Source organism: Martelella sp. UBA3392, assembly GCF_002358775.1.
In the GTDB taxonomy this organism is placed as follows: Bacteria; Pseudomonadota; Alphaproteobacteria; order Rhizobiales; family Rhizobiaceae; genus Martelella; species Martelella mediterranea.
On record NZ_DEPM01000263.1, the window covers coordinates 1 to 11,118 of the forward strand.

The following is an 11,118-nucleotide window of genomic DNA, read 5'->3' on the forward strand; positions in this document are numbered from 1 at the left end:
TGCAGATTTCCCGAGCCACCTCTCTTCCCGTTCCCATCTCCGATCGAATAGGTGCAATCGACCTCCTCGATGTCGAACCGTGAGAAGGTTTCAAAGACGCCTTGAACGGCGTTTAAGGACAGGATGAAGGTGCCTTGAAGGCCGGCTAAAGCCTCCGCCATCGCCTCGAAGTCCGCCCGGCCGAAGACGCCCGCGCCATAGTCGGCCTCGTTTCCCCAATAGGGCGGGTCGAGATAGAACAGCATGCCGGGCCGGTCATAGCGGCGGATGAAGTCCTGCCAGGGCAGGCATTCGATGACGACGCCGGCGAGGCGCTCGTGGATATCCTCAAGCGTCGAGGCGAGCTTGACCAGGTTGAAGCGCGCGCCGGTGGTCTTGCTGACGCCGAAGTTGCGGCCGGCGACCTTGCCGCCGAAGGCGAGGCGCTGGAGATAGAGGAAGCGGGCGGCGCGTTCGAGATCGGTCAGCGTCGTCGGGTCGGTCTTCATCAGCCGCTCGAACTCCCGCCTTCCGGATATCTGGAAGCGCAGCGTATCCATGAACTGCGGAAAATGCCGCTGCAGGATGCGGAAGAAGTTGGCGACGTCGCCGCTGATATCGTTGATCACCTCCGTCCTTGGCTGGCGATCGCGGCGCAGGAACACGCCGCCCATGCCGACGAAGGGCTCGGCATAGCCGTCATGCGGGATCGCGTTGATCTTGCGAATGACGGTCTTGGACAGAATGCGCTTGCCGCCGATATAGCCGGCGGCGGGAACGGTCGGAGCGACCGGGCGCTGATTTACCATTTCAAATATCCTACGAATCGCTCACAACGCGCAGGCCCTTCGGGGTGCGGGTGTGGCGGTTATCGTATTGTGCTGCCCGGCGGGTTCGGTCGGCAAACTTGACCCCGCTGGGCCATGGCCTCGTCGGCTGACGATGTCGCGGTTTTGACCTTGAAATGGCATGGGGCGTAGAGCCCCATACCCATGGCGTCGGGTACGATTTTCAAAAGGCCTCTCCGTCGATAGTGGAGGCAGGGATATAGCTGCCGTCAGATCATCCGCGGCGGATACTGCACCATCCCAAGTAGGCCCGGATTTATCCCGCGCTGCCTATTCCCGTGGCGGATGAAACCGGGAGGAACGGCGGCGGATTTGTTAGAAATCTCTGCCGTCACCCGTTGTTTCGGCCTTGTCTGACATCCTGTTCCAGCGCTGGTTCATGGCGCGGTCGAGCCAGCCGAGGCCGGCCAGCGCCAGGCCGAGGCCGATGAAGGATACGACGCGCAGGAGCCCTTCGAGGCCGGAAATATCCACGAGGAAGACCTTCGCGATTGTCAGGCCGGTCGCGGCCATGGCGACCTTGCGCAGGGCATGGGAGCGGCGGGAAAAGCTGATCAGCAGCAGAACAGCGCAGATGATCACCAGCGCGATCGTGTAGCTGTAGAGTTCCGGCTGGGTGACGCCCGGGACCGAAAGGTCGTTGCCGCGCCAGAACCGCCGGATTTCGCAGGCAACATAGAAGCCTGCAAGCAGGCTCGAGACGCAGGTGAAGGCAATCCGCAATCGCCGGCCGAGCGTGCCGATTTTCCAGGCGCCGATCGCCAGCACCGCCGCGAGCGGCAAATAGCTGAGCGCCAGGCTGTCGAAGATCGCCGGCCCCGTCACCGGGTTGAGGCGGAACAACACCGGGTTGGTGATTGTGAGCGGCACGGCAATCAGGGCCGTGGCGACAAGGCCGAACAGCACGGCAAGCGCCGCCCGGAAAATCCGCAGCCACTTGCCGGTCGTCGGCAGGCGGTTGATCTGGGCGACCATGGCGATCGCCATCACCGCGGCGAGCAGCCCGGGTTCGTCCGGCACCAGCCGCTGCAGCAATGCACAGGCGAAGACGGCTGCAACCGTCCATGTGGCGGTCTCGATCGCCGCCTGCACGGACAGCCGCGCGCGGGAAACGGTCAGCCGCCACCCGACATATAGCAAGGCCAGCGTGCCGCCATAGGCCTCGATGAAGGCCAGCCATGGGGTGGTGCTGCGCACCGCCCAGAAAAAGCCGGGACTCGCGATCAGGCGGAAGGCGATGATGGCGAGCGCCACCTTGGTGAAGATGCCGATGAGCGCAAGATCAAAACGCCGGTCGAGCCAGATGGTGAGGATCACGACCACGCCGAGCGCCAGCGTGAGCGCCGTCTGGGTCAGCACCACGAACAGCGCCAGCGCCAGCATCGACAGCGCGGCGATTGCGAAGAGGGCCGCGCGAAGCTGTCGCTGGTTGGCATCGCCGCTCCGCAAGGTTCGATCCGTCAGCACGGCCATGACTGCCGCGATCGCGAGAATGTGGAGGCTCCAGAGATAATCCCCGAAGGCGGCCGCCGGCGACCAGAGAAACTGGAAGATGAAGGCGCTCGCCGGCGCAAAGGTCGCAGCCCCCAGGGCAAAACCTAACGCCGCGCGGGCATCATCCGCGGACCGGGTCATCCGCCAGAAGGCCATGATCGATGCGACTGCCGAGAGGACGAGGGCCAGTGTTATGAATGAGGTCGCGGGTGTCGTCGCCGCTTCCCGCATGGCGAGGATCTGGCCGAAAAGCGGACCGTATTCGACCGCTTGCAGCACGAGTACGGCCAGGAACGCGGCGGCGGGCAGGAGCGGGACGTCTTTCAGCGCTTCGGCGCGGTGCATCCATATCAGCGTCGCGCCCAGGACGACGGCGACGAGCAGGAAGGCGACAGTCGCCTCTGTCGCGGACGGCGCTTCGAGAGACAGGTAAATGCCGGCCGCGCTGACGAACAGCGTCATCGCCGCGACAACCCGGGTCGGGAAATCCGCGCGCGGGCGAAGGCCGGCAAGCGTCGCCAGAACCGTCTGGCCGGCATGGGTCGGTACGAAGCTCTGAACGGGGATGATGACGGACGCCAGCCAGGAAAGCGCGAGAAACGCCGTATAATGGATCAGGCCGCCGGTGGCGACATAGAGCAGTGTGGCCGCGCTTGAGGTCGCGATCAGCACCACGGCGGAGACCCAGGCCCAGCGCTTGACGCTGTCGACGGCAAGGCCGGCAATGGCGATGAAGGCGAAATAGTAGAAGAACAGCCAGCCGCTCTCGGATTCGCCGCCGACAAGAAAGGGCGCGGCGGTGGCGCCGATAATGCCGACGGCGCTCAGCACGGAGCCATAGAGCCAGCCGAGCGCCACCGCCAGTATGCTGACCAGAACCAGCCCGGCGAGCGTGGTTTCCGGGGACACGAGGCCGTAGAGAAGACGAGCGGCGAGCACGGCGGAAAAGAGCGTCACCAGTCCCGCCCCGGCAAAGACCGAGGGGAGGGCTGCCGTGGAGGCCGTCCGCTCGTCGCCGTAGCGGCGGCGGATCGCCTCGCCGACGGCGATCATCAAGGCGCCCAGCGCCAGCGCGCCGACCACGCGCCAGACCGGCGTCAGCAACCCGTTTTCGACGCCATACTGAACCATGAATACGCCACCCAGCGCCAGCGAAAGCGCCGCCAGAGCGATCGTCCAGTTTTGACGAAGCCACTGTGTGAACTGCCGCATGACCTCGCCGGTAAAGACAAAGGCGCGCGGCGGCCCCTTGACGGCGCTGGATGATTTTTCTGCTTCGGCCGGCGGCGCACCTTCCGGCGGCGCGACGGTCTCGACTGCGGGCGGCTCCACGCTTTCGACCGGTTCTCCGGTTGGCGTTTTTTCCGTGCCGTCTGCGCCGGCGGCGACGCTTTCTTCCGCATTGCCCTGCGCCTGGCGCTCCAGCAGTTCCAGCCGTTGGCGGGTTCGCTGCTGCTCATCCTCCAGTTTCCTGAGACGGCTCCTCACCCTGGAATGCGACATGGCGAACGCCACGAGGAGGATTACAAGAAGCCAGAAAACCGAAGTCATATCAAAATATTCCACTTGCAGCACAATGCGACAGTTTAACGGAGGCAACTGTTACCGTGCGCTGGGCACGTTGTCGACTGGCCACAAAACCGCCTGACGGTCGTCCTCTGTTTCCAGTGTCTCATGCCGTCGAGCGGCAGAACGGCCAGCCATGCAAGAGGCGTGGTTTCAACAACGAAGCCACCGATGGCAGCGGATGCTTCATGCTGGTCAAGCCGGAAGGCCCGCTGGGCAGGATTGCGCCGGTCCGCGCGGCTTCGCCTTTCCGCCAGGCTATCACGAAGGCGCGCCGTGCAGGTTGAGGTGGAGGCGCTCGGCGATGACGTCGCCGAACATATAGGGCCCGATGGTCCAGACAGCGGCCCACAACAGGCCGCCGACGATATTGGCGGCGAGGAAGGACGGCCAGCGCATTCCCATGGAGCCTGCCGCGATCCCGTTCAATTGTCTCAGGATGACGACGAAGCGGGCACCGACAACGACCCATGCGCCGCGTTTTTCATAGAGTCCCTCGATCCAGTTCTGACGGTCTTCCGTCATGCCGACGTAACGTCCGTAGCGCGAGATCACCGCCCGGCCGCCAAACCGGCCGATCAGATAGCCCGTGCTGTCTCCCATTACGGCCGCGCAGACAACGACGAAGAATATGCCCACGATCGATAGCTGTCCGTCAGCCGCCAGCAACGAGGCACCGATCAACGCGCTTTCGCCCGGCATCGGCGCGCCGAGCGATTCCAGATAGATGATGATGAAGAGCGCGAGCAGTCCGTAGTGGTGGAGGTAAGGTTCGATGAAGGTGATCGAGTCTTTGATGAAATGCGCCATGGGACCTGCTTGCTTGAGACGCCGGCACGTACTTGAAAGCCGGTTTGGTTGTCCTTTGGTTGCTCGTGGCTCACCTTGCCCGATTTTCGTCCACGACGCCACAACCCTGTTTCGCCTGCGAGACCCACGGTCTGGCGCGAACTTTTGCCGGCTTCCGTTCTGGTGGCGATTTCCGACGCGCAAAGCGGAAGGTTAACAAAAAGTAACCCGCACAAAAGACACGTTTCCCAAATAGCAGGGTCTCCCAATCCGGGCTCACCGGAATCATATGTTTTGGATCGGAGTAAGAATTTGACCAGGATTCTCTGTGTTTTCGGCACCCGCCCTGAGGCCATAAAGATGGCCCCGGTGGTTAATGCTCTGAGGTGTGATAGCGCTATCACAACTGAGGTTTGTGTTACCGGCCAGCATCGCAGCATGCTTGATCAGGTGCTGTCGCTTTTCGCAATCAAGCCGGATTTCGATCTTGCGGTCATGGCGCCCAACCAGGGGCTGAATGCGCTCAGCGCGAAGATGATCGCCGGTCTCGACCAGGTATTCGAAGAGGCGCGGCCTGATGTCGTCCTGGTTCACGGCGATACCACCACGGCAATGGCGGCGGGCATTGCCGCCTTCCACCGCGGCATTGCCATCGGGCATGTCGAGGCGGGGCTGAGAACCTATGATCTTTCGAAACCCTGGCCCGAAGAAATGAACCGGCGGCTCGTCGATGTCGTCTCGGCCTATCATTTCGCGCCGACCATTTCGAGCGCGCGCAATCTCGCGGGCGAGCATCTTCAGGGCAGGGTTGTCGTCACCGGCAATACGGTGATCGACGCGCTGACGGAGGTTGCGGCCCGCATTCGCTGCGACGCGGCCCTCAGGGCCCGGCTGGACGCCGATTTTCCGTTTCTGGATTCCGAGCTGAAGACCTTGCTGGTCACCGGGCATCGTCGCGAGAGTTTCGGCGGCGGTTTCATCAATATCTGCAAGGCGTTGCGGGAACTTGCCCGGCGCGAGGACCTGCAGATCGTCTATCCCGTGCATCTGAACCCCAATGTCGCGGGGCCGGTCCAGGATATGCTGGGCGGGCTGAACAACGTGCATCTGATCGCGCCGCAGGCCTATCTCGAATTCGTCTATCTGATGGAACGATCCCATATCATCCTGACCGATTCGGGCGGCGTGCAGGAAGAGGCGCCTTCGCTTGGAAAACCCGTCCTGGTGATGCGCGACGTCACCGAGCGACCGGAGGCGCTCGCGGCCGGCACGGTGAAACTGGTCGGAACCGACACCGCGAGAATCATGCGCGAGGTCGTGCATCTTCTGGACGATCCCCGCGCCCATGCGCTCCAATCCGCCGCGATCAATCCCTATGGCGACGGCAAGGCCGCGCAGCGCATCGTCGATACGCTTGCCGGACGCGCCGTCATTCCCTTCGCAGCGGAGGCTGCCCCGCATGCCCGCCCGCGCCACCTGCGCGCTGTTTCCTTGAGGACTGCCACGAAATGAAGAACACCAAAACCGCCCTGTCCAGGAACGCTGTGATCGCCACTCTTCTTGCGGGCACGGTGGCGCCAGTCCTGCTGGTTCCGCAGGAAAGCCATGCCGGCGCCATCGCCGATACGCTTGCGGCGGGGACCAAGGATCGGGTGATCACCCGCAAGGTCACGCTGGAGGAACTCGGCATCGGCACGCCGGTGGCGCTTGGATCGACCGGGGCCGAACGCGATATCTATATTCCCGTTCCGGCGGGCGTCGAACTGATCGACCCCACGCTTAATTTCGAAGGCCGTTACCTGCGGGCGGATGGCGGACAGACCACCTATACGCTGTCGGTTGACGATCGCATGCTGCTTGCGCGCTCGCCGACGGATGACGGCGGCGCGGCCGATACCAGCATCGGTATCGACGGCGCGGCCCGCGACAACGGTTTCGTGCATCTGAAGGTGAACTGGTCCTCCGCCACCGGGCAATATTATTGCGACGATGCGCGACCGATCGGCAACATGCTCGAGATCGAGCCCGACACCTATCTGGAATATGGTTATGCCGCCTCCGCGGTGAAAGATATCAGCATGGCATGGTCGGCGCTTCCCACGGAGGTGACGCTGCTGGTTTCGGGAAGCCGCCTCGACAAGAACAGCTACGATGCCGCATGGCGCATCGGAACCGCGCTGCAGCGCGACGGCAAGACCGTCAGGACAATCGCCCTGCCGAAGGTGGGCGACCGGATCGACACCGCCGCGCTGACGGTGCCGCCATCGCTTGCCGGCGTTCCGGCGTTCAAGAGCCTTGCGGGCGGCGGCGAGGTGCAGATCGCCAATGAAGCCGAGATCGGCGCGCTGATGCTGCTGGACGCTCCGCAATTCAGCGCCGATATCGCTGTTGCCGACGGCGCGATGGCTGAGCAGTTGAAAGCCGCGCTTGATGCCGTTTCGGCGGAAATCGTCGCCGCCGATGGCGCCGCTTCCGCTGCTGTCGCGACCATCCGGCAGGATTTCAACGCGCTTGGCCAACCCGTCGGCTCGCAAACCGTCGGGCTGCGCACGCTTTCGGGCCGGCCGGTCATCGCGGTTGCGCCGGATGCGGCCAATGCCGCGGCCGGCCTGTTCGATACGTTGTGGCGTCAGTCGGCGGTGTCGGGGGACCTTACGCTTGCAGCTGCGGCGATGCCGCCGGGTGAGGGCGACGCCATTGCGCTCGGTGCGCTCGGCAAGGCGCCGAGCCGGCTTGACGTCGTGGCAAGGGGCGACTGGTCGACGCAATTCGACCTCGGCACGGCTGCGCCCGGAAAAGTGCCGAGCCGCCTCGACCTCAACGTCTCGGCGGCCCCCGGGGCAACCGCGACGCTGCCGGTCGCTTCGGTTTCGATCAACGGCTATCTGCTGGGGGCCAAACAGTTGAAGGCCGACGGCACGCCCGAGCAGATTTCAGTCGCCATACCCGCCTATACGCTGCTGCCGCGCAATGTCATCAATGTCGAAATCCAGCGCCAGCCCGCGAGCGACCAGTGTCGTGAAGTTCCGCAGGCCTATCCCGTCGCGGTGCTGCCGGATAGCCGCGTCGTGTTCAAGGACGCGCCCGCCGCCGATGGTTTCACCACGCTTGTGGCGAAGCTGGCGGGCGACAGCGAGGTCGCCGTGCCGGCGGCATGGCTCGACGATGCGCTGGAGACGCTGCCGACGGTGATGGGCGTGGCCGATGCCGCGGGCATCGCGCCGGCGCGCGCCGAATTCGCGGTCGTCGATACGGCCACGGCGCCGGTGCCGGACAAGCCCTTCCTGTTCTTCGATGTCGCACCCGAAAAGGGCGCGGATCGCGTCAGCGTCACGGGCGACAAGATCACGATCGACTCCGCGCGCGGCGAGCGGCTTTTCGATGCCGCCGGGCTTTCGGACGTTTCGGTCGCCGAGGCCGTGCTCGACCAGAGCCAGCCGGGCCTTTACTATCGCACGGTCGGCGCCGGGGCCGATCTTGGCAAGCCGTTCAGCTTCGGCCAGGGCGATGTCGCCATCATCGGCGAAAGCGGCGTGCTGACGGCGCTGAACGCCAGCGGCAACACGGTTTATGCCGCCTCCGGTGCGCCGCTCGACGAAAGCAACGGGTCGACGCTGCGTCTGATCACGAGCCCGAAATTCTGGCTGGAGCAGGCGCCATGGGCGCTCACCACGCTGATTATCGGCGGCTTCATCGTTCTTGTCCTGCTGGCCGGTATCGCGCGCCGCAGGAACCGGGACAAGCGGGACTAGGCCGACAATCATGCAGCTTTACTGGCCATTCCTGTTCGCCGACTATTATCGGCTGCTGGAGGATTTCACCGCGATCGTCGCGGTGATCATCCTGCTGTCGTGTCTCGACGATCTTTTCATCGACGCGATTTTCTATGCGCGGGCGATCAAGCGGCGGTTCGCGGCCAGGAAGCACCACTACCAGCCGCTTCAGCCGGAACAGCTTCATAACCGCCCCGAACAGCATATGGCGATCATGGTGCCTGCCTGGCTGGAGCACGACGTGATCGCGGCCATGATCGAGGGCATGGTGCGCACGCTCGATTACCGGAACTACACGATTTTCGTCGGTACCTATCGCAACGACCGCGCCACGATCGACGAGGTCGAGCGGATGCGCAAGCGCTACCGCCAGCTTGTGCGCGTCGAGGTTCCCCATGATGGGCCGACCTGCAAGGCGGATTGCCTCAACTGGGTGGTGCAGGCGATTTTCGCCCATGAGAAGACGCACGGCATCACATTCGCCGGCACCATTCTGCACGACAGTGAGGACGTTCTTCATCCGCTGGAACTGCGCTTCTTCAACTACCTTCTGCCGCGGATCGACCTGATCCAGATTCCTGTGAACTCGCTGGAGCGCAACTGGTACGAGCTCGTGGCAGGCGTATACATGGATGAGTTCGCCGAATGGCACGGGAAGGATATCGTCGTGCGCGAGGCCTTGTCAGGGATGGTGCCGTCCGCCGGCGTGGGAACATGTTTCTCGCGCAAGGCGCTGCTCACCCTTTCGGCCGAGACCGACAATCAGCCCTTCAACACCCAGACGCTCACCGAGGATTACGATATCGGGGTGCGCCTTGCCGAACACGGCATGCGCTCGATCCTCGCGCGGTTTACCGTCGATTACAAAATGCGGCGCAAGAGCTGGTTCGGCTTCGGGCCGGAGCGCGAAAAGACTGTCCGGATGCCGCTTTGCGTGCAGGAATATTTTCCCAACAGGTTCCGCACCTCCTATCGCCAGAAGGCGCGGTGGTCGCTCGGCATCTGCTTCCAGGGCTGGGCCTATTTCGGCTGGTACGGCTCGCTGGTCGACCGTTATTTCCTGCTCAGGGACAGAAAGGCGATCGTCACCAGCTTCGTTACCGTTTTTGCCTATCTGCTGGCGCTCCAGTATATCGTTTTTCATTTCGCCATCAGCTTCGGCCTGTTTACCACCACCTACCCGCCGCTGCTTTCGGTTCATGGCTGGGTTGGCGTCGTGCTGATCCTGAACGCCATTGCGCTAGTGTTGCGGGTCGCGCAGCGCTTCTATTTCACGTCGCGGACTTTCGGCTGGGAGCATGGATTGCTGTCGATCCCGCGCATGGTGGTTGGCAATTTCGTGAATTTCATGGCGATGGCGCGCGCGCTCAAGCAGTATGTCACCCATCTCGTGACCGGCAAGCGGCTGGTCTGGGACAAGACCATGCATGACTTTCCCTCCGGCGACGGGCTGGTGGAGCGCAGTGCCAGACTCGGCGATCTGCTCGTCACCTGGCAGGCGATCGACGATGCCCAGCTTGATGAGGCGCTCGCCAAGCAACGGCAGCAGCGCCGCCCGCTCGGTCGTATCCTGATCGATGAAGGCTGGCTTCAGGAGGAGGTGATCGCCGAAGCCGTGGCTTTCCAGGCGGGTTACGAGATGCGGGTGATCTGCGAGGACGATGTGTTGAACGCCCGCGGCCGGCTTTCCACCGATCTCTGTCTTCGCTTGCGCGTCCTTCCGGTGCAGGACGCCGGGGACGGGCGCTTGATGATGGCAACCGCGGTGCCGCTGGAGCCGCAGGCGCTCGCCGAGATCGTCGCGGCGTGCGGCGAAACGCCGAAAGTCTGCATTGTCCGCGACAGCCAGATCACGGCCGGGCTGGACCTTCTTTGCGAACGCGATGTCGCGGAAGGCAGGCGCGTTTCGCCCCTTCCCAATGACGCGTTGCCGCGCCTTGGCGATATTCTCGTCGAACGAGGCGATATCTCCCCGGAAGCGCTGCACTTGGCGCTCGCCGATTATTCTCCCCAGCGCGACGGGCTGATCGGCGCCTATCTCGCCGCCCGGGATGTGGTCTTCAACCAGGCGATCGAGGATGCGCTGGCCGAGCAGCGCCGCAGGATCGAGCGATTGCGCGGGAACCGGAAGCTCTCGCCACTCCAACCCGTTGCCGGAAAGGCGATTTGAACATGGCAGCGACAAACACGAAACGCCCATTCCGCAACGCCGTGTCCCGGCTCGCCCTGTCGGCGGCGGTTGCGGCGATCGCGCTCTCACTGGCTGCGCCCTCCGTTCTGGCCGACGACCAGTCTCCGCCGCCGCTCTCGCAGAGCAGTCCAGCCTATCAGGCAGCCGATGCTGCCTATCGCGCCTATGGCGCGGGCGATTATGACAAGGCGGTGGAGGAGGCCAGGAAGGCCGTTGAACTGGCGCCTGATCATGAGGCCTACAAGACCCTGCTGAAGAATGCCGAGACCGCGCGCGACCTTGAAAATAGTAAGAGCGCGCCAAGCGACAGCGTTTCGGAAACCAGCCCCGCCTATGAGGCTGCCGATGCGGCCTACAAGGCCTATGCCGCGGGCCAATACCGGAAGGCCGTGGATCAGGCCAGAAAGGCTGTGGAACTGGCGCCGGACAATGCCGACTATCGCACGCTTCTGAAGAATGCCGAGGCGGCGGCGAGCCG

7 protein-coding genes are annotated in these 11,118 nt (G+C 63.7%); 4 read left to right on the forward strand and 3 right to left on the reverse strand.

Annotation, left to right across the window (positions count from 1 at the left end; genetic code table 11):
• The 3 genes from B4E36_RS20510 to B4E36_RS20520 all read right to left on the reverse strand — a co-directional run.
• A partial coding sequence (locus B4E36_RS20510) for a DNA adenine methylase (protein WP_345900757.1) occupies positions 1 to 788 on the reverse strand: 788 nt, incomplete at its 3' end.
• Positions 789 to 1,142: 354 nt separating this feature from the next.
• Entirely contained in the window at positions 1,143 to 3,872 is a 2,730-nt protein-coding gene (locus B4E36_RS20515; RefSeq protein ID WP_345900758.1) for a DUF2339 domain-containing protein, read from the reverse strand.
• 276 nt (positions 3,873 to 4,148) lie between these two features.
• Positions 4,149 to 4,673 carry a DedA family protein gene (locus B4E36_RS20520; RefSeq protein ID WP_292059976.1) on the reverse strand — a complete coding sequence of 175 codons (525 nt, stop codon included), beginning with the start codon at positions 4,671 to 4,673 and terminating at the stop codon, positions 4,149 to 4,151.
• A 315-nt stretch (positions 4,674 to 4,988) separates the two neighbouring features.
• On the opposite strand from B4E36_RS20520, the gene wecB reads away from it, so the two are divergent.
• The 4 genes from wecB to B4E36_RS20540 form a co-directional block, all read left to right on the forward strand.
• Positions 4,989 to 6,188 (forward strand): non-hydrolyzing UDP-N-acetylglucosamine 2-epimerase, encoded by a 1,200-nt coding sequence (gene wecB / locus B4E36_RS20525; protein ID WP_292059971.1) that lies wholly within the window; start codon positions 4,989 to 4,991, stop codon positions 6,186 to 6,188.
• Entirely contained in the window at positions 6,185 to 8,428 is a 2,244-nt protein-coding gene (locus tag B4E36_RS20530) for a cellulose biosynthesis cyclic di-GMP-binding regulatory protein BcsB (RefSeq protein WP_292059969.1), read from the forward strand. The genes wecB and B4E36_RS20530 overlap by 4 nt, the downstream gene beginning before the upstream one ends.
• Positions 8,429 to 8,438: 10 nt before the next feature.
• Positions 8,439 to 10,619 (forward strand): glycosyl transferase family protein, encoded by a 2,181-nt coding sequence (locus B4E36_RS20535; RefSeq protein ID WP_345900759.1) that lies wholly within the window; start codon positions 8,439 to 8,441, stop codon positions 10,617 to 10,619.
• 2 nt (positions 10,620 to 10,621) lie between these two features.
• The coding region (locus B4E36_RS20540; RefSeq protein WP_345900760.1) for a hypothetical protein at positions 10,622 to 11,118 on the forward strand (497 nt) is incomplete at its 3' end.

Coding starts and splice junctions, on each gene's coding strand:
- B4E36_RS20530 (WP_292059969.1), top strand. CDS start 6,185: ATGAAGAACACCAAAACCGCCCTGTCCAGGAACGCTGTGATCGCCACT.
- B4E36_RS20515 (WP_345900758.1), bottom strand. CDS start 3,872: ATGACTTCGGTTTTCTGGCTTCTTGTAATCCTCCTCGTGGCGTTCGCC.
- B4E36_RS20535 (WP_345900759.1), top strand. CDS start 8,439: ATGCAGCTTTACTGGCCATTCCTGTTCGCCGACTATTATCGGCTGCTG.